The sequence below is a fragment of the Prosthecochloris sp. genome (assembly GCA_015482705.2).
In the GTDB taxonomy this organism is placed as follows: Bacteria; Bacteroidota; Chlorobiia; order Chlorobiales; family Chlorobiaceae; genus Prosthecochloris.
On the sequence record JADMLA020000004.1, the window covers coordinates 1 to 19,748 of the forward strand.

17 protein-coding genes and 1 pseudogene are annotated in these 19,748 nt (G+C 47.7%); 8 read left to right on the forward strand and 10 right to left on the reverse strand.

Features of this window, described 5'->3' with window-relative positions:
• Positions 1–28: 28 nt before the first annotated feature.
• Entirely contained in the window at positions 29–784 is a 756-nt protein-coding gene (hisF, locus tag QZ209_RS00455) for an imidazole glycerol phosphate synthase subunit HisF (protein ID WP_294343319.1), read from the reverse strand.
• A 193-nt stretch (positions 785–977) separates the two neighbouring features.
• Here hisF and QZ209_RS00460 point away from each other — a divergent pair, with 193 nt between their 5' ends.
• The 8 genes from QZ209_RS00460 (at position 978) to QZ209_RS00495 (ending at position 8,147) form a co-directional block, all read left to right on the forward strand.
• Positions 978–1,307: a hypothetical protein gene (locus QZ209_RS00460; protein WP_294343322.1), complete on the forward strand. Its 330-nt coding sequence runs from the start codon at positions 978–980 to the stop codon at positions 1,305–1,307.
• Positions 1,308–1,342: 35 nt separating this feature from the next.
• A complete protein-coding gene (locus QZ209_RS00465; RefSeq protein ID WP_294343327.1) occupies positions 1,343–2,389 on the forward strand; it encodes an NAD(P)/FAD-dependent oxidoreductase in 1,047 nt (348 codons plus the stop codon).
• On the forward strand, positions 2,386–3,309 hold the full coding sequence (locus QZ209_RS00470) for a 1,4-dihydroxy-2-naphthoate polyprenyltransferase (protein ID WP_294343330.1): 924 nt from the start codon (positions 2,386–2,388) through the stop codon (positions 3,307–3,309). Before QZ209_RS00465 ends, QZ209_RS00470 begins: the two co-directional genes overlap by 4 nt.
• A gap of 7 nt (positions 3,310–3,316) precedes the next feature.
• Entirely contained in the window at positions 3,317–4,189 is an 873-nt protein-coding gene (locus QZ209_RS00475; protein ID WP_294343333.1) for a carbon-nitrogen hydrolase, read from the forward strand.
• 47 nt (positions 4,190–4,236) lie between these two features.
• A complete protein-coding gene (locus QZ209_RS00480) occupies positions 4,237–5,409 on the forward strand; it encodes a Na/Pi symporter (RefSeq protein ID WP_294343334.1) in 1,173 nt (390 codons plus the stop codon).
• Between the two features lie 40 nt (positions 5,410–5,449).
• Positions 5,450–5,710, forward strand: coding sequence for a hypothetical protein (locus QZ209_RS00485; RefSeq protein WP_294343337.1), 261 nt, complete (start codon positions 5,450–5,452; stop codon positions 5,708–5,710).
• Between the two features lie 74 nt (positions 5,711–5,784).
• Positions 5,785–7,035 carry a M48 family metallopeptidase gene (locus QZ209_RS00490; protein ID WP_294343339.1) on the forward strand — a complete coding sequence of 417 codons (1,251 nt, stop codon included), beginning with the start codon at positions 5,785–5,787 and terminating at the stop codon, positions 7,033–7,035.
• Between the two features lie 62 nt (positions 7,036–7,097).
• Complete coding sequence (locus tag QZ209_RS00495; RefSeq protein ID WP_294343341.1) at positions 7,098–8,147, forward strand: agmatine/peptidylarginine deiminase; 1,050 nt, start codon at positions 7,098–7,100, stop codon at positions 8,145–8,147.
• 819 nt (positions 8,148–8,966) lie between these two features.
• Here the strand turns inward: QZ209_RS00495 and QZ209_RS00500 are convergent.
• The 9 genes and pseudogenes from QZ209_RS00500 to ilvB all read right to left on the reverse strand — a co-directional run bounded on the left by QZ209_RS00500 (position 8,967) and on the right by ilvB (position 19,736).
• Positions 8,967–10,214: pseudogene (locus tag QZ209_RS00500) on the reverse strand (serpin family protein).
• A 69-nt stretch (positions 10,215–10,283) separates the two neighbouring features.
• Positions 10,284–11,888, reverse strand: a complete 1,605-nt coding sequence (cimA, locus tag QZ209_RS00505) for a citramalate synthase (protein WP_294343345.1) — start codon at positions 11,886–11,888, stop codon at positions 10,284–10,286.
• 50 nt (positions 11,889–11,938) lie between these two features.
• Complete coding sequence (locus tag QZ209_RS00510) at positions 11,939–12,502, reverse strand: 3-isopropylmalate dehydratase (protein ID WP_294343347.1); 564 nt, start codon at positions 12,500–12,502, stop codon at positions 11,939–11,941.
• A 32-nt stretch (positions 12,503–12,534) separates the two neighbouring features.
• Positions 12,535–13,833 (reverse strand): 3-isopropylmalate dehydratase large subunit, encoded by a 1,299-nt coding sequence (locus tag QZ209_RS00515; protein ID WP_294343353.1) that lies wholly within the window; start codon positions 13,831–13,833, stop codon positions 12,535–12,537.
• A 6-nt stretch (positions 13,834–13,839) separates the two neighbouring features.
• A complete protein-coding gene (locus QZ209_RS00520) occupies positions 13,840–15,408 on the reverse strand; it encodes a 2-isopropylmalate synthase (protein ID WP_294343355.1) in 1,569 nt (522 codons plus the stop codon).
• 17 nt (positions 15,409–15,425) lie between these two features.
• Positions 15,426–16,487 (reverse strand): 3-isopropylmalate dehydrogenase, encoded by a 1,062-nt coding sequence (gene leuB, locus QZ209_RS00525; RefSeq protein ID WP_294343357.1) that lies wholly within the window; start codon positions 16,485–16,487, stop codon positions 15,426–15,428.
• Positions 16,488–16,497: 10 nt separating this feature from the next.
• The gene (gene ilvC, locus QZ209_RS00530) at positions 16,498–17,490 is read right to left on the reverse strand and encodes a ketol-acid reductoisomerase (RefSeq protein ID WP_294343360.1); all 993 of its coding nucleotides are present in this window, start codon (positions 17,488–17,490) and stop codon (positions 16,498–16,500) included.
• 36 nt (positions 17,491–17,526) lie between these two features.
• Complete coding sequence (gene ilvN / locus QZ209_RS00535) at positions 17,527–18,006, reverse strand: acetolactate synthase small subunit (RefSeq protein ID WP_110023871.1); 480 nt, start codon at positions 18,004–18,006, stop codon at positions 17,527–17,529.
• 8 nt (positions 18,007–18,014) lie between these two features.
• Entirely contained in the window at positions 18,015–19,736 is a 1,722-nt protein-coding gene (ilvB, locus tag QZ209_RS00540; protein WP_294343373.1) for a biosynthetic-type acetolactate synthase large subunit, read from the reverse strand.
• Between the last annotated feature and the right edge of the window lie 12 nt (positions 19,737–19,748).

Sequence of the window (19,748 nt, forward strand, 5' to 3'; positions counted from 1 at the left end):
TCAGCACCGCAACAGAAATCTTTTTCTGTTACAGTCGAACTTCTATCCCTCTTTCCCTCAGATATTCCTTCGCTTCTCTGATCGAGTATTGCCGGAAATGGAAGATTGAAGCGGCAAGGGCGGCGTCGGCATGTCCTTTGGAGAAGCCATCGTAAAGATGTTCGAGATTACCTGCACCGCCTGATGCAATGACAGGTATGTGAACCGTTGCCGATATCTCACACAGAATTTCGTTATCGTAGCCTGACTTGGTGCCGTCACGGTCCATACTGGTCAGAAGGATCTCTCCAGCGCCGAGATCCTGTACCATATTGGCCCATTCGACAGCTTCATATTTTGTCAGCTCTTTTCCCGAATGGGTGTGGACGATATATTTGTCACCGATTTTTTTGACGTCGATTGCAACCACGACTGCTTGAGACCCGAACTTTTCGGCGATTCTCGTGATCAATTCCGGGTCATAAACTGCTGCGGTGTTGACCGAAACTTTGTCGGCACCATGCAGGAAAGCATCTCTGGCGCGTTCGACCGAATTGATGCCACCGCCTACGGTGAGAGGGATGAATACCTCTTCCGAAACTTTTAAAACTTCCTCGAGTGTTGTTCTTCTCGATTCGATCGAGGCTGAAATATCGAGAAATACCAGTTCGTCCGCCAGTTCATCATTGTAAAATTTCGCTTGTTCGAGAATCGAACCGGCATCTCGCAGTCCTTCAAAGTTGATGCCTTTGACAACTCTTCCATCACGGACGTCGAGGCATGGGATAATACGCTTGGCTAACATCTATTGTTAAAAAACAGGTTATGTTTGAAACGGGATTACACGGTTCTGTTTAAAGAGATTCAACGTAGGAATAAACCAATAAACTGGTAAACTACAAGATTTAGTAACGTAATGCCTCTTAAAATTCTCATTTTTCAAGCTACTATTATATATTAGCAGCCGTGAAACCGAGAATAACAAGGAGAATGAGAATATGAAATTTCCGGTATGTGATTTTGCGGATTCCGAAGACGGTTTTTACTCGCAGTGTGCCAGCTGTCCGATCGATGCATCAACAGCAGGGTGTGCCCTGACCGAGCTGGAAGATGGTACCTATGAATTTGTGGGTAATACACCTCATGGAGGGGTGAGGGCGGTGTTTCTTTTCAAGAATGATGCTGGAGACCAGGTTGCCAAGCAGGAGGCGGTCCATGTTGAAATCCATGAACTCGATGAGCACGGGCATCTTGTGACCATCCTCTATGGGATCGTTGATCCGGAAGGTATGATCTATCTGAAAAGGTCGGACACTGAAGAACAATAGCAGCAATTCAGTAACGTTTTTTCAATGCTACATTAATGACAGAGAACGGAGAAATGTCTTCCGGAAGGGGGAGTATGCGTGATTTGACAATAATCGGCGGAGGGCCTACAGGTATTTTTGCGGCCTTTCAGTGCGGTATGAACAATATCTCGTGCAGGATTATCGAAAGCATGCCGCAGCTTGGCGGTCAGCTTACTGCGCTCTATCCTGAAAAATATATTTATGACGTCGCAGCATTTGCCAAGGTTCAGGCTGCAGAGCTTGTTGAAAGCCTCTGGAAACAGGCTGAACGGTATGGTCCGGAATTGATTCTCGGCGAAACAGTGTCCAGCTACAGGAAACTCGATGACGGTTCATTCGAAGTTGAAACACAAAGCGGAAGAGCATTCGCTTCCCGTTCTGTACTTGTTGCAGCTGGATTAGGGGCGTTTGCTCCGAGAAAGCTTCCCCAGCTTGGCGATATCAGTGAGCTCGAAGGGCATTCGGTGCTGTATTCGGTACAGCATATGCAGCAATTGGCGGGCAAAAGGGTGTTGATCGTGGGAGGTGGTGATTCCGCTCTCGATTGGGCGATGATGCTGCTTCCTGAAGCTGAGCATGTGAGCGTTGCACACCGTTCGCCAGAGTTCAGGGCTCATGGTAAAACGCAACAGGATATACTGGAAGCAGCTGAAAAGGGTTTGCTCGACGTCTATCTGAACACCGAAATAAAAGGTATCGAACATGAAGGGCCTGCGTTGCGAAACGTGCACCTGCGTTCGAAAAGTGGGAAGGAGACAACCTTCGAAGTAGATTATATGCTGGTGTTGATCGGTTATATTTCAAATCTCGGTCCTCTTGCAGAATGGAAACTCGATTTGAACGATAATGCGATTGTTGTCGATGGTCACATGAAAACAGATGTAGATGGTTTGTATGCTGCCGGAGATATCGCTTCTTATCCCGGAAAACTTAAAATTATTCAAACAGGGTTGAGTGATGCGACGATGGCAGTTCGTCACAGTCTTTCCTATATTCATCCCGGAAAAAAGATCAAGCATCAGTTCAGTAGCATTAAAATGGCTAAAGAAAAAAATAAATGACGCGAGAAACGCAACACGCTCAGCAAGAGCCTTCGCGTTTTCAGGCATGGATGATGGCCATACGTCCCAAGACACTTCCTGCCGGTGCTGTTCCCGTTGTAGTCGGCACTGCCCTTGCTGCAGCCGATGGAAAATTGTTGCCTGTCGCTGCCGTTATTGCATTGCTTTGTGCTTTGGGGATACAGGTTGCTACGAACTTTATCAATGAAATATACGACTTCAGGAAAGGAGCCGATACGGTAGAGAGGCTTGGACCGACACGTACTGTCGCTGCAGGATATATCTCGGAAAAAACCATGATTATCGTTTCGGCTGCGCTACTGCTAATGGTATTCCTTTTAGGGCTTTATTTGGTATACCTTTCAGGCTGGCCGATTTTGCTCGTTGGCCTGCTTTCGATGTTTTTTGCATGGGCATATACCGGAGGGCCATACCCTATTGCCTATTCAGGGCTTGGAGACCTGTTCGTATTTATTTTTTTCGGGCTTGTCGCTGTCAGTGGTACCTACTATGTTCAGGCGGGTTCGCTTACCTTGCCGGTGCTGACGGCTGCGGTTGCACCTGGTATTTTTTCCGTCAACATCCTGCTTGTCAACAACATCCGTGATATCGATACAGATCGAAAAGTGGGAAAAATGACTCTTCCTGCAAGGACAGGCGGCGGAAACGCAAGATGGCTTTATCTTGGCTTGACAGTTGTCGCCTATTTTGTTCCTGTCTGGTTGTGGATGACCGGATACTCTTTCTGGGTAATGCTTTCCTGGTTTTCCATACCGCTTGCTGTCGGTCAGATCAGAACTCTTTTCCGCAGTGAAGGCAGGGTTCTCAACGAAGTGCTTGCGGGAACAGGGAGGGTAATGGTTTTGCATGGAACGTTATTTTCCTTGGGTATGCATATCCCGATATTTTCAGCTCTATAACGACACGATGCATTCAGAAAAGGTGAGAATCGCCCTTGTTCAGATGGCCTGTGAAGCCGATCCGGAAATGAATCTGAATAAGGCATGCCGTAAAATTGTGGAGTCGGCATCCGGAGGAGCGAAGATAGTCTGCTTACAGGAACTGTTTTCGACAGTCTATTTCTGCCAAGCCGAGGAGTATGCCCCATTCAGCTTTTCTGAAGCGATTCCCGGTCCTTCGACAGACAAGCTTCAGACAATAGCTGCCAAGCATGGCATTGTCATTATAGCCTCGTTGTTCGAGAAACGTGCACGAGGTCTTTTTCATAACACCGCGGCTGTTATCGATGCAGACGGCTCTTACCTGGGGAAGTATCGCAAAATGCATATCCCTGACGATCCAGGATTTTTTGAAAAATTTTACTTCACCCCTGGAGATCTTGGTTACAAGATATTCAAAACACGGTATGCAACGATCGGGGTATTGATATGCTGGGATCAATGGTTTCCGGAAGCTGCACGTCTGACCGCTCTTCAAGGGGCGGAAATTCTTTTTTACCCAACGGCCATCGGGTGGGCTTCGAGTGAAACGTCTATGGAAGTTCAGCGCTCACAATTACAGGCATGGAAAACGATACAACAGAGTCATGCAGTTGCAAACGGTGTTTATGTAGCTACGGTTAATAGAATTGGAACCGAAGGCGATCTCCATTTCTGGGGTAACAGTTTTGTTTCAGATCCGTTCGGTCAGATTACTGCTACTGCAGATGAAAGCAGTGAGCAAATCCTGTTCGAAGAGTGTGATCTTGGTAAAATTGCGTATTACCGTTCACACTGGCCTTTTTTGCGAGACAGAAGGGTTGAAACATACGGGGAAATACAACGGCGTTATATCGATTGAACAGGGTGCTGTTACTAAAGAAAGATCACGAAAATTTAAATGGATTTATGAGTGTCAATACCGGAGCATTACCTCAAATAAAGTCGTCTCCCGAATCAAAACCGATGATGAAGGAGTGGCTTTTTGTCATTGGTCTCGTGTATCTTCTGCTGGTTTGTGTCGCCCTTATCGGAAGCGGGTTCAAGGAAGCAGCAGGTGAAAACGCCAAAGGGCTTTTTGCTTTTGCCAGTAATCCGTTAAGCGGTCTTGTTATCGGTACAGTCGCTACAGCACTTATTCAGTCTTCGAGTACCGTTACCTCGATTATTGTCGGACTTGTTGCAGGGGGACTTCCTGTTTCGATAGCTATTCCAATGGTTATGGGGGCAAATATCGGGACGACTATTACCAATACGATTGTGAGTCTCGGGCATGTCCGGGAAGGGGAGGAGTTCAAGCGGGCTTATGCCGCTGCAACGATTCATGACTTTTTCAACCTGCTCTGTGTCGCTATTTTTCTTCCGCTTGAAATGCTTACCGGTTATCTTTCCAAGGCCGGTTTTTTTCTTGGCGGTTTGTTTGTCGGCAAGGAGTCGATGTCTATTAAAGGGTTCAATTTCATAAAGCCTATCGTAAAGCCTGCCGTTTCAATGGTTGAAGGTTCTCTTCAAGCTTTTTTGCCTCAGATTACAGCAGGGTTTATTATGATTATAATTGGGATTGTCCTTATTGTTGCCGTGATCACAGTGCTCAGCAGGTTACTGAAAATGCTTATGGTGGGAAAGGCAAAGGATATTCTTCGTAAGTCTGTCGGCAGAGGACCGGTTTCCGGTTTGTTTTCAGGTGCGCTTTTGACTGTACTTGTTCAATCATCTTCGACAACGACAAGTCTTGTCGTACCCCTTGCCGGAAATGGTGTGTTTTCTCTCAGGCAGATTTATCCGTTTACATTGGGCGCGAATATCGGTACCTGTATAACTGCTCTACTTGCTGCAACAGCCATAACAGGGGCCAATGCTGTTTTTGCCTTGCAGATCGCTTTTGTACATCTCTTGTACAATTTTTCCGGGGTACTGGTGATTTACGGGCTTCCTTTTTTACGATCATTGCCTGTTCGTGCTGCCGAAATGCTTGCAACTGCTACCGTTCGCAACAAACTGTATGCCTTGGCATATATTATCGGTGTTTTTTTTCTGATTCCCGGCGTTTTAATTGCAATTAGCGCCCGGTTCGGGTGGTGACAGGTTGGTTGTTTGTCAATAGAGCATAAAGGAAATGCGTATGCTGAACCAGATCAAAAGAAAGAAAGAGCTTGAAGCCAGGATTGCCGATCTCGAAACTTCTCTGAGTAATTTGAAGCAGCAGCTCAGGGAGGAGGTCTCTCAGGAGCATCAGGAAGGTATCGACCACCTGGAGGAGTATCTCGATGAGATCAATCACCGGTATACGAATCTGAGAGATTTTTTGCAGGTTGTCCGGCAGGAACTCAAAGAGCTTTTCGGGAGAAAAAAAGCAGCGGACAGGAAAAACAATGATATATGAGGTGCTTTCGAGAAAGTAATACACACCCCTGTAGATTCCGATTTGATTAACTGCGTTATGGACTACTGCCAAACATGAACATTTTCAGCATAATTATTCTTGGTACGTTGTTAGGTACCTTTTTCATAAAGCTGCTTGCGGATATTTTGAACATGAATGCGGCAGGGGCTGTTTTGCCTGAAGAGTTTCACGATGTCTACGATCAGGAAGCTTATGAAAAATCTCAGAATTACCTTCGTCACTCAACGGTTTTTTCTTTGGTGGCCGCCGCTTTTGAGCTTTCGGTACTCCTTGTATTCTGGTTCGCAGGGGGATTTAATTTTCTCGATATTCTGGTGAGGGAGCTTGGTTTTTCATCTCTTGTAACGGGTGTTTTCTACATAGGTATACTTCTTTTTCTTCAGGGATTGATTTCTCTTCCTTTCAGTATATACCAGACGTTCGTGCTCGAGGAGCAGTACGGTTTCAATAAAACCTCTCCTCTTACATTTGTTTCGGACAAGTTGAAAGGGGTGTTTCTCGGGTTGCTGCTAGGCACGCCGGTTCTTGCCGGATTGCTCTGGTTTTTTGAGAACAGCGGTTCACTTGCCTGGGTTTGGGCATGGGGAGCGGTCGCTTTCTTTGGTTTTGTGTTACAATATGTGGCCCCGACACTGATTATGCCGCTTTTCAACAAGTTTACCCCGCTTGAAGATGGTGAGCTCAAATCGGCTATCATGAAGTATGCCAAATCGGTTGATTTTCCTCTTTCCGGAATATTTGTCATTGACGGGTCGAAACGCTCTTCCAAGGCTAACGCTTTTTTTACCGGTTTCGGTAAACGGAAGCGTATAGCACTTTTCGATACACTTATCGAGAATCATGCCGTTACGGAGCTTGTTGCAGTGCTTGCGCATGAAATCGGGCATTACAAGAAAAAACATATCATTATTGCGATGTTTCTCAGCATCGTCAATATGGGAATCGTGTTTTTCCTGCTTTCGATTTTTCTCAACAACCGCGAGTTGTTCGATGCGTTTTATATGGAGAACCTTTCCGTCTATGCGAGCCTTCTGTTTTTCTCCTTGCTTTACAGTCCTGTAGAGTTTGTGCTTTCGGTCGCTCTGCAGTCTCTTTCGAGGCGTCATGAATTTCAGGCAGACCATTATGCCGTTGAGACCTACAAGGGAGCCTCGACTCTTGCCGAAGCGTTAAAGAAGCTGTCGAGAACAAACCTCTCGAACCTTACACCCCATCCTTTCTATGTGTTTCTGAACTATTCTCATCCTCCGGTGCTTCAACGGATAGAGCGCATTAGGCGGGGGCTGCCGACCGCAACTGTCTAACGAGGCAGTTTGAATCGTTAAAGAAAAGAGCGGTAACGGTAATTCAACGGTGCTTTTCATGTATGTCAACAGGTAAATACAGTCATTACTACATGCCCCCCGAATGGGGGCACCATGATGCAACGTGGCTCTCATGGCCACATAACAAAGCTTCCTGGCCGGGTAAATTCGAGCCGGTACCGGATGTTTTTGCTACAATTGCAGCAACACTCTGCCGTCATGAAACGGTAAATATCAACGTTCTCGATGATGCTATGGAGTATGAGGCACGTGAGCGGATACAATGTAGAATAAAGCATGGAGATGACATGAATCGAGTGCATTTTCATAGGATCCGAACGGATGATGCATGGTGCAGGGATCATGGGCCGAACTATGTGTATTGCCTGGAGAACGGTGTTTCTCGAAAAGTGATTCTTGATTGGGATTACAATGCCTGGGGCGGTAAGTATGAACCTTATGATAACGATAACTGTGTTCCTGAAAAGATTGCGGCAATTCAGGGCCATCCTCTTGTCAAACCCGGAATGGTGTTGGAGGGGGGGGCGATTGATGTGAACGGTGAAGGATTGCTGCTGACCACCGAAGCATGTTTGCTCAATCCTAACCGCAATCCTTTTATGGCAAAAAAAGATATCGAGAAGATGCTTGCTCGGTATCTCGGTATAGAGAAAGTTATCTGGCTGAAAGAGGGAATAGTGGGGGATGACACGGACGGTCATGTGGATGACTTTGCACGTTTTGTCGATGACAGAACCGTCGTTATTGCCGTTGAAGAGAACCCCGGAGATCAGAATTACGAAATACTTCAGGAAAATTATAGAATACTCCAACAGTATACAGATATCCGGCAGAGATTGTTACAGGTCGTGAAATTGCCAATGCCTGATCCTGTCTATTATGAAAATGAAAGACTTCCTGCAAGTTATGCCAACTTTTATATCGCTAACCGTCAAGTGCTTGTTCCTCAATACCGTTGCTCAAAAGACAGAGGCGCGCTTGATGTTCTGAAAAAATGCTTTCCCGCCAAAGAGGTTGTCGGAATTGATTGCACCGATCTTATCTGGGGTCTTGGGGCTATACATTGCATAACCCATGAAGAACCTGTATAGAAACGGTTTACCTGTTGAGCAGCCCTGTTACATTGATGCTCGGTTTTCTGAGTTGTTACTCTGTTGAGAAGACATAACAGCACGATAACTTATTGGTTACACAGTCCCAATGGAAGAGCCATGTTGCCCTGAATCGGCATCCGATCCCCCCCTGAAGTCATGCCGCACGTGATGCGGCATCCATGCAGATCAGCGAGGCAGGTGATGGATCCCCGGGTCTGCGCTCCGCTTGCTCGAGGATGACAAAAGGAGAGAGAAGTCATGGCGCACTCGATGCGTCATCGATGTGAGCCAGCGAGGTAGATGATGGATCCCCGGAAAAGGCTTCTTCTAATTACGTTACTTTTCCTGTTGCTCGAGTGTTCCAAATCGTTAAATGCGTCTCAAAATGATGGGTTTGATCTCATTTTGAGTCTCTTTTTGTGCGCTTTGTTTCGGGAAGGAAGTATATTCGTCATAAATGCGTCGTTTGTTTGGGGAATATTACGTTTTTTGTTTTGGCATACACTTTGCATGTAAGAAGTAGTGGCATGAATTTTACAACCTCACGCCCGTGAGGTTGAGCAGGCGGAATGGGGGACGCCTGCTCCAAGAAAGCGGTCAGTACGGCCGCTTTTTTTTATTCCGATTACCGATTTTTTGCAAGGCTTTTGACTACTTATAACGGTGTTGTCGAAATCTCGTGTGCAGCATGTGTATCGGGGAAGAAGTCTCATCGATCCCGAAATGATTGTAGAGAGTTTCGTCTCGATGCCCTCGTGAAATCTTTTATGCCGAGCAATGGTAACTTGGTCATGTCTCTGCCTGCCGTTGTACTCGTCAGAGATAGCTCGGGTCTACAACTCTTCCCATAAACAGTATCGTGCCGAAACGGTTTTCTCTGATGATAAACAAAAATGGATGATCTGCACGAAACACGGGAGCGGGTTCGGGCATTGCGGATGTGAGCTGCATAACGACGCCAGTTGCTGCGGCTGCTTCGGTTCCCTCTTCATTAACGTCTATAAATGCTTTATGAACAACAGCCCCGATGAAAAGTTTGTTTTTATCGGGAGTCATATTTGAAAAGTCGGCTTTCATTGGATCGAATGCATCCGTCATGCCTAGTTTGCGGAGTGTCTGATCGAGGCGGAAGGTGGAGGTGAGGGTGAACTTCGGGATGAAAACACTGACGGTTGTCTCTTCGAGTGAGTTTGAAAAAGTATTCAACAGTTCTGGTGTGATGGTGTCTTCGAGCACCGACAGTCCCTTTTTTTCGGCAGGAAGCAGTACAAGCATCGAAAGATCTCTGCCGGAGTAGGGTAACTCGAGAATCTGTAGAGAATCCGATGATGCGTACCTGAACTGCTGTTCCTGATGCATCATGGAAACGGTTACTGTTTTGTCTTGTTTGACGAAAAAACTTGACTCAGTTGTTGCCGATTTGTCAAAACTGTTTGTCCAGTCGCCCTTGAAGTAGATGGCGTTGACCAGTGTCAGTCTGGTGAGGCTGTTAAGAATACCGGGTTTCAAGAGTTCCTTGATTTTATCCCTGGTTTTCTTTTCCACCCAGGTGTTGATGGTTTCTCTGGCTGTTTCGGGGTCTTTGGTGTAGTCGACCGAGGTAACGGTTGAACGGTAGTCTCGTTTGAGATCATGCAGGAAAGAGTTTGAAAGTGCATATCCTTCCTGCGGCCATAATGAGTTTGCTGTTTCAAGCGTTACGGCATCTTTTGCGGTAATCGAGTCGATGTTTTTTTCAAATGCAGCCTATGCGGAATGATATGCAGTGATGTTATCCGGTGCCTGGAGTAGTGAAGCAATCTGGCGTTCGGTTTCTCCAGCAGCACCTGCAAGAGTCATCGAGAGTGCTGCCGATATGCTGTAGGGTGAAAAGAAAAGGTTGCTGTCGGTTTTTTTTCCCAGTACACGGTAGAGGTTCAGAGAAAATGTCGTTTTATCGGTATTTTTTATTGCTGCCGACGTTTTGTTTTCCTCATTTTCGGTTTTAGCAGTTACGCTGCAAGCAAAAACCGGGATGAGAAGCAAAAGGAGCGCTGTTGTGCGTATAATATTGCTGATAGACATCTCTTTACGATTTAGAGTGCATCTCCTATATAAGACGCATCACTCCCGAAATATTGGGAAACCTTCTGGTTACTGTACTTCTGCGGGGGCGGCGTATGTTGTTTCCTGCATATTGAACAGATAGTAGTTGATGCTGTCGCTCAGTGCCTGAAGACTCGCATCGATGATGTTGGTTGAAACACCGACTGTTGACCATGTCGAGTGCCCGTCACTGGTTTCGATAAGTACTCTTACCTTGGCGCTTGTTCCTTTTTTTTCTTCAAGCACACGTACTTTGTAGTCAACCAGCTTTATGGTTCGTATGGCTGGATAAAAGCCACGCAGAACTTTCCGAAGCGCCTTGTCGAGTGCATTGACCGGACCGTCTCCATCGGCGGCCGTCATCTCGATTTCATCGTTGACCTCGATTTTAAGGATAGCTTGGTCAACGGGTTCACGGTTTTTGGCTGACTCGATGTGTACTTTCGATTCGAGTACTTCAAAAAACGGTTTGAATTTCCCCAGCTCATGGTGTAGAAGCAGCTCAAAAGACGCTTCGGCAACATCGAACTGGAAGCCCTCATATTCGAGTTTTTTGATTCTCTGAACGATTTTCTTAAACAGCTCACCGCTTTCCGGCAGCTCTATACCTAATTCTTTTGCTTTATAACGGATATTACTCTGCCCTGCAAGTTCGGAGACAAGGACTCTCTGGCGGTTACCCACGGTTTTTGGGTCGATGTGTTCGTAGAGCGAACTTTCTTTGAGTACCGCGCTGACATGGATCCCCCCTTTATGGGCAAAGGCGGATTTACCGACAAAAGGTGCTCTGTTATCAGGAGGAAGATTCAGCAGCTCGTAGACGGAGTTGGAGAGCGAGGTAAGCTGATTGAGGTTCAGCTTATGATGAAAATGGCCGTCGAGCTTCAGGATGACATTCGGAATGATGCTGATAAGGTTTGCATTCCCGCATCGTTCACCGATACCGTTTATGGTGCCCTGTACGTGAGATGCACCGGCTCGTAATGCAGAAAGAGCATTTGCGACAGCAAGGTCGCTGTCGTTATGAGTGTGAATGCCGATTGGAATGTTGGTTACGGAAATAACCTCCTGAACGATTGTATATACTTCATGAGGCATTGTGCCGCCATTGGTATCGCAGAGTACAAGACGTTCTGCTCCGGCTTCTTCGGCCGTTTGCAGCATTGTCATCGCAAACTCGGAATTGTCCTTGTAGCCATCGAAGAAGTGCTCGGCATCGAACAGCACCTGCCGACCACGGTTTTTCAGAAAGTTGACCGATTTGAAAATCAGTTCGGCGTTTTCTTCGTCATTCAGCCCCAACCCGACTGCAGAGTGGGCTTTCCAGGTCTTCCCGAAAATGGTGATTACAGGCGTTTCAGATTTCAGGAGTCCCGTCAGATTAGGGTCCTTTTCGATGGTATCGGGTTTTCTCGCTGTAGAACCGAAAGCACAGAGCTTGGCGTTTTTTAACCGAATATGGAGTGCTCTGCGGAAAAATTCTTCATCCTTGGGATTGCTGCTTGGCCATCCACCCTCGATATAATCAACACCGAATTCATCGAGTTTTTCGGTTATGAGCAACTTGTCCTGGACGGAAAGGGTTATTTTTTCTCCCTGGGTTCCGTCCCTGAGTGTGGTATCATATAGTTCTATGGCGCTTCTGTTCTTCATATCAGTTTCTTTCCCTTGCAATGAGCGGTCAAATGCGAGGCGTGCCCGAATCAAGAGCTCATAAGATTTTCCTTTTTAGCGTAAGCAAAGATTCCGCCGGACATGACGATATTGTAAACGTCCCCGAGCGGTTTGAGCGTATAGGCCGTTTCCTGTGTCAGGTTTTCAATCGTGTTGTTATCAATATCAATCTTCAGTTCATCACCGGTCATAACGGTTTTGTTGAGAGCTTCGGCTGTTTCGTAAGGTATAACAAAGCCTCCGTCTACACAGTTGCGGTAAAAAATTCTCGCATATGATTCGGCAACGATGGCCTTCGCTCCGGCAACCTGAAGAGAAAACGGAGCGTGTTCACGCGATGATCCGCAACCGAAATTGGGACCTGCGATGATGATCGAGTATTCCGATTCGAATTTTCCGTTCTCAACAAAGGGACGGTTTCCCTCGGGAAGTCCCGCTTCGGCAATCGGTACCCCGGAGAGGGCATATTTTCCATAAAGCTTGACTTCTTCGGGATCTGATAGGCTGTAAACAAGGTGCTCGGCCGGGATGATCTGGTCGGTATCGATGTTTTTACCCAAAACATAGGCTTTTCCCTGTATGATGCTGTCCATAATGTTTGTGCTTTGATCTGTTTTCGGTCCGATTATCTGAGAAACTCTCTGGGGTCGGTTAATTTGCCTGTAATTGCCGATGCGGCGGCAGTCAGTGGAGATGCAAGGCAGACACCGGCTTTTTTACTGCCCATTCGACCTGGGAAGTTTCTGTTTGTTGTCGAGACGACAAGATCGTTGTCTTCCGAGCGTCCGAATGTGTCGGATGGGCCTCCGAGGCAAGCTGCGCATGATGGCCGGGCGATGGTGCAGCCTGCGTCTTCAAGGATTTTCTTTATAGGCTGGCCTTCAACCAGTTCCGTCTCGAGGCTTTGGGCAACTTCCACGGTTGCCGGGACGATGTTTGTCGGTACCGAAACCGTTTTACCTTTCAGGATTCCTGCTGCCATGACAAAATCACTGAGCTTTCCACCTGTGCAGGAGCCGATATAGGATTTCGTGATCCTGGTATCCTGAACACTTCGAACGGTTGCTCGATTGTCAGGGCTATGCGGCATGGCCACTACAGGTTCGAGCTCTTCGACCCTGTAGCGATAGATGCTATGATAGTCGGCATCGGGGTCGCTCTTGAAAATTTCATACGGTTTTCCTGACCTTTCTTGTACATAGGCTTCGGTAACATTGTCCGCAGCAATGATGCCATTCATACCACCGGCTTCTATAGCCATGTTGGTCAGCGTCATGCGTTCTTCCATCGGCAGTGAGTATACCGCTGAACCATCGAATTCCATGGCTCGGTAAGTTGCTCCGTCAGTGCCGATATCGCCAAGGATCTGCAAGATGAGATCTTTTGCAGCGAGATAGTCCGGCATTTGGCCCTCGAAAATGAACTTCATGGATTCGGGGACTTTTTCCCAGATTTTTCCCGTACCGAGAATAAATGCGGCATCGGTATTGCCGATACCCGTGCCGAACATGCCGAACGCACCGGAGGTGCAGGTATGTGAGTCGGTCCCGAAAAGAACCGTACCTGGAAGGTTATAGCCTTCCTCGGCAAGGGCGACATGACAAACCCCTTTGTAGCGGTCGGTCCCGACGTCGTAATAGTTTGGAAGGTTCTGCTCTTTCGAAAATTTCCGTAAAAGGTCGATGTTGCGGTGAGCGTGCTCGTTTTCGGTGAAAATATAGTGGTCCGGAAGTACCACGATCTTTTCTGGATCCCATACTTTTGCGCCGGAACCGAATTTTTCCTTGAATATGTCGAAAGTCGGTGGGCCGCATACGTCGTGTGTCAGCAGAATGTCGACATTGAGCCATACATTCTCACCTGTTTCGACAAATTTTCGGTTGGCAGCCCTGGCAAGGATTTTCTGCGTTATCGTTTGTGCCATGATCGGTTAAATCCCGTTATCGATTGTATTGTTGTTTTCGTTTTCTGCTGCATCCTGTCTCAGACTGAGCGCCTGAAGGTATGCTTTTGCACTTGCTTCGATGATGTCTGTCGACACTCCGCGTCCGGTAAATAGGTGTTCGCCATCCTTGAGTCTTACCGTCGCTTCACCGAGAGCCTGACGGCCTGCAGTTGTTGAACGTACCGAATAGGAGTATAGCAACGAGCCAAGACTCAGTGCCCGTTCGATCGCCCTGAAGCATGCGTCGACGGGGCCGTCTCCGGTGGATGATTCTTCATACGTGTTACCTTTTACCCGTATTCTTACTGTTGCGGTAGGAATGGATGCCGTGCCGCTGTTGACATGGAGATAATCGAGTTCAAGAGGTTCGAGCGGTTTGTTCAGCTCGTCTCCCATGAGTACTCTCAGGTCATCATCGTAAATTTCTTTTTTCTTGTCGGCAACTGACAAAAATCGCTCATATACTTTTTCCAGTTCCTCGCCGGTGACTTTATATCCCAGTGAGCTCAAGCGTGCCTGCAAACCGTGTTTGCCTGAATGGCGTCCAAGCACGATGGTTGTCTGTGGAACGCCTACGGATTCAGGGGTCATCACTTCATAGGTTTGCCTGTTTTTCAGCATTCCGTCCTGGTGTATGCCGGATTCGTGGGCAAATGCGTTGTCGCCGACTATTGCCTTGTTCGGCTGGATGATAAGACCGGTGAACGAGGAAACCATGCGACTGGTATTGTAGATTTCTTCAGTCACGATGTCTGTATAATAGTCATGCAGGTCGTTTCGCACTTTCAATCCCATCACGATTTCTTCGAGGGAGGCGTTGCCTGCTCTTTCCCCGATGCCATTGATCGAGCACTCGGCCTGTCTCGCTCCATTTTCGATTGAACTGAGTGTGTTCGCCACGGCAAGACCAAGATCGTTGTGACAATGAACGCTGATAACTGCCTGGTCTATGTTTGCGACCCGTTGTTTCAGGTCTGCGATTTTTTTTCCGAACTCGGACGGCCAGGTATAGCCGGTAGTGTCTGGAATGTTGACTGTCGTAGCACCGGCTTCTATGACTGCCTCGACAATTTCAGCGAGATAGGCCGGGTCTGTTCTTCCTGCATCTTCGGCAGAAAATTCAATATCATCGGTAAATGTTTTAGCATACCTGACAGCGTCTACCGCCATCTTGAGAATGGATCGCTGTTTTTCCGCAAGAGTCTTACCGTACCGTTCGTGTCCGAACTTGCCCATGATGTGAATATCCGATGTGCTGATAAACGTATGAATCCTCGGATATCGTGCATTTCTCAGAGCATCGTAGGCGCTTTTGATATCGTTTTCCATGGCCCTGCAGAGTGCGGCCACGATTTTACCGGATTCATCGCCAACCTGGCGAACAGCCTCGAACTGAAGCGGAGAAGATGCGGGAAACCCCGCTTCAATGATATCTACATTGAGCTTTTCGAGCTGCCGTGCTATCTCGACCTTTTCCTGCAGGTTCAAAGATGCCCCTGGTGACTGTTCACCGTCACGCAGGGTGGTGTCAAATATCAGTACCTTTTCTTTCACATTTCATCGGATGATAGTTACGATACTTCTAGATTTGCCGTGATGGCATCGGTGATTTCTGTTGTCGATGCTATGTTGTCATCGGAGTTAGCGATATCGGCGGTACGCATTCCGGATTCAAGAGTTTTTTCAATCGCCTTGTATATGTCATCGGCAACGTGCTGCATTGAAAAACTGTGTTCGAACATCATGGCTACCGAAGCGATAGTCGCTATCGGATTTGCCTTGTTCTGCCCTGCGATGTCGGGTGCACTTCCGTGGATCGGTTCATAAAGAGCATGATTCTTACCGATACTTGCCGATGGAAGCATGCCAAGACTGCCGGTAATCATGCCGGAGATATCACTGAGTATATCACCGAAAAGGTTTTTTGTGACAATAACGTCGAACTGTTTGGGATCGCGGACAACCTGCATTGCAGCATTGTCTACATACATGTCGGTCAACTCGACATCAGGAAAATCCTTGTGCACTTCATGGACGATGTTTCTCCAGAATTGTGAGCATTCCAGCACGTTGGCTTTGTCAATACAGACAAGCCGCTTTTCCCGTTTCATGGCTGTTTCGAATGCAAGACGTGCAATGCGTTCGACCTCGTATTTTTCATACACCATGGTGTTCCAGCCTTTGGTGTCATCGTATCCTCTTGGCTGGCCGAAATAAATCCCTCCTGTCAGTTCTCTGATCACCATGAAGTCTGTGCCCGAAAGGATATCAGGCTTGAGTGACGATGCGTTGACAAGGGCATCGTATACTTTTGCCGGGCGGAAGTTCGCAAAAAGGCCCAGTTCCTTGCGGATTCTCAGGAGTGCGGCTTCCGGTTTTTTTTCATGCGGCAGGTTTTCCCATTTCGGGCCGCCGACAGCACCGAGCAGAACAGCATCGCATTTTCTACAGGCTTCGAGAGTTTCCTCGGTGAGCATCTCGTTGTGGACATCGTATGACGCTCCTCCGAAAAGGTGCTCCTCTATCGATACTTCCAGGTCATATTTCTCCTCCAGCGCATTGATGACCTGTACGGCACTGGCGACAACTTCCGGCCCGATTCCGTCGCCCGGTATGGTTACTATCTTGAACATTCTTTATCCATTATTTTTTTAGAAGCCAGCTCATCATTTCACGCAGTTTTGACCCGATCTTTTCGATAGGATGGTCTGTGTTGGAAGCGCGAAGCTTTTTCAGGTTTGGGTAACCGGAGTTGCATTCATCGATGAATTCTTTGGCAAACCTGCCATCCTGAACTTCTTCAAGGATTTTTTTCATCTCTGCCTTGACGGCTGAAGTGATGACTCTCGGGCCGCGTGTCATACCTCCGTATTCGGCAGTGTCACTGACAGAATAATTCATACGTGACAAACCACCTTCATAATACAGATCGACAATCAGTTTCAGTTCGTGCATACATTCGAAATAGGCGAGTTCTGCCGGGTAACCTCCCTCGACAAGTGTTTCAAACCCTGCTTTGATCAGTTCTGCGGATCCCCCGCAAAGCACGGCCTGTTCTCCGAACAGATCGGTTTCGGTCTCGTCCTTGAACGTTGTTTCGATGACGCCGGCCTTGGTTCCACCGAGGCCTTTGGCCCATGCAAGTGCCTGTTGTTTTGTATCGCCCGTATAATCCTGATAGACGGCTATGAGGCAGGGGACACCGTTGCCCTGGGTGAAGGTTCGGCGGACAAGATGGCCGGGGCTTTTCGGCGCGATCATCATGACGTTCACCGTTTCGGACGGTACGATCTGATTGTAATGGATATTGAATCCGTGTGCGAACGCCAAGGTATTGCCGGCTTCAAGGTTCGGAGCGATTTCCGTTTCATAAATGCTTTTCTGGTACTGGTCGGGGAGAAGAATCATAATGATATCCGCCCACTTTACGGCATCGGCTATCGGATTGACCTCCAGACCTGCTTCCCTGGCTTTTGCGCATGAGGAACTGTCCGGTCTCAAACCTACACAGACGTTGAGTCCGCTTTCTTTCAGGTTCAGGGCGTGAGCGTGGCCCTGGCTTCCGTAACCGAGTACGGCGATGTTTTTCTCCTGCAGGTATTTCAGATCGGCATCCTGCTCGTAGTAAACGTTCATATGATTGTTTTCTGTTTTATGTTGCTTGAAAAAAAATCAGCTCTCACCACGAGTCATGGCAACCGTGCCGGAGCGGGCAATTTCTTTTATGCCGAGTGGCCGGAACATGTCAATGGTTGTATTGATTTTGTCCGGTGAACCGACGACCTCAATAGTAATGGATTTTTGTTTTATATCCACGACTTTTGCCTTAAAAACATCGATCAACTCGAAAATCTCCTGTTGCGACTGTTTACCGAGTTTCAGTGTCATGAGAAGCAGCTCTCGCGATACGTGCGGCTTGTGTGTTACATCGACAACCTTCAGTGTGTCGATGAGCCGATTGAGCTGCTTGAGTATCTGGCTTATGATGTTGTCGTCTCCTCGGGTGACGATCGTCATTCGGGATATTTCACTGTCTTCTGTTTCTCCGATCGAAATGCTTTCAAGGTTGAATCCCCTTGCGCTGAACATGGCTGCAACTCTGTTAAGCGTACCGAATTTGTTTTCGACCAGAACGGATATGATATGTTTCATAGCTTCATTTATACCATTGTGTTAGGGTTCAGCCTGTCAAAAAGCATTTCCGAAATCGGAGCACCTGCCGGTACCATGGGAAAAACCATGTCTTTTTTAATAACCTTGAACTCTACCAGGGCAGGGCCTTCGTTGTAATCAAGAGCTTCGCTGATGGCTCGCTTCGCTTCAGCCGGATTGGTTGCACTCATCGCCTTGACCCCGAATGCCTCGGCGACACGGACGAAATCAGGATTGCTCTGCTGCAAGTCGGTGAACGAGTACTTTTCCTGATGAAAGAGCTCCTGCCATTGCCGGACCATGCCAAGGAAGTTGTTGTTGATCAGGAAAAGTTTGACCGGCAGTTTGTAGTGTGCCGCCGTAACAAGTTCCTGGATGTTCATCGTGAAGCCGCCGTCCCCACAGAAAAGAACAACGGGTCTGTCGTGAACGCCGAATGCTGCGCCGATAGCCGCCGGCAAGCCATAGCCCATGGTGCCGAGACCTCCACTGGTTATAATCGAGCGGGGGTTGGCGAACTTGTAATACTGAGCTGTCCACATCTGGTGTTGTCCGACATCGGTGACCACAACAGCACTGCCCTCGGTCTGCCGGGAAACTTCATCGATAACGAACTCGGTTTTGAGCTTTTTATCATCGTTGACGTATGCGAGGGGGCACTGCTTCCGCCATTTTGCAATTTCTTCGAGCCACGGTTGACGGTTTTCCCTTGTTTTCGGCAGTGCTTTGAGAACGCCTTCAAGAAAGTGCCGGGAATCGCCGACAACAGGAAGGTCTACCTTGATATTTTTGTCGATGTTTGTCGGGTCGATATCGTTATGAATTTTATATGCATGAGTCGCAAATTTGTCAATCTTGCCGGTTACCCGGTCGTCAAACCTTGCGCCGACCGAGATGAGAAGATCACAGTTGTTGACGGCCTGGTTTGCCCAATACGTGCCATGCATACCCAGCATGCCCATGCTCAGGGGGTGGCTGCCTGGAAATGCGCCTAATCCCTGCAAAGTCATGGTGACCGGAATGTCTTGCTCGATCGCAAGAGTTCTGAGCGCTTCTGATCCTTCGGAAGCGATAACGCCGCCGCCGACATACAGTAAAGGCCGTTTTGCCTTGGCAATGATTTTCGCCGCTTTTTTTATCTGATTTTCATGGCCTTTGATCGTTGGCTTGAACCCACGAATGTCGATCTTTTCCGGCCAGTTGAAAATGCACTCGGAGCTTAAAACATCTTTTGGCAGATCGACAAGAACCGGGCCGGGCCTTCCTTGTGATGCCAAATAAAATGCTTTTCTGACAGTCGTTGCAAGGTCTTTGACATCCTTGACCAGAAAATTGTGTTTCGTGATGGGCCGGGTGATACCGACAATATCGGCTTCCTGAAAGGCGTCGTTACCGATAAGGTTGCTTACTACCTGGCCGGTAAAAACAACCATTGGAGATGAATCCATGTAGGCGTTGGATATTCCTGTAACTGTATTGGTGGCACCGGGGCCCGAGGTGACCAGAACGACTCCGGGTTTACCGGTTGCCCTGGCATAACCTTCAGCCATATGAGTCGCTCCCTGCTCATGGCGAACAAGAATGTGTTTGATATCCTGGACGTCGTAGAGCGTTTCGTATACTTTCAGAAGCGCTCCGCCGGGGTAGCCGAATATGTATTCAACATTTTCCCGGCGCAAGCATTCAAAAAATATTTCAGAGCCGTTCATTTTTTTGCCGGATGTATGCATGAGTCGTCATTG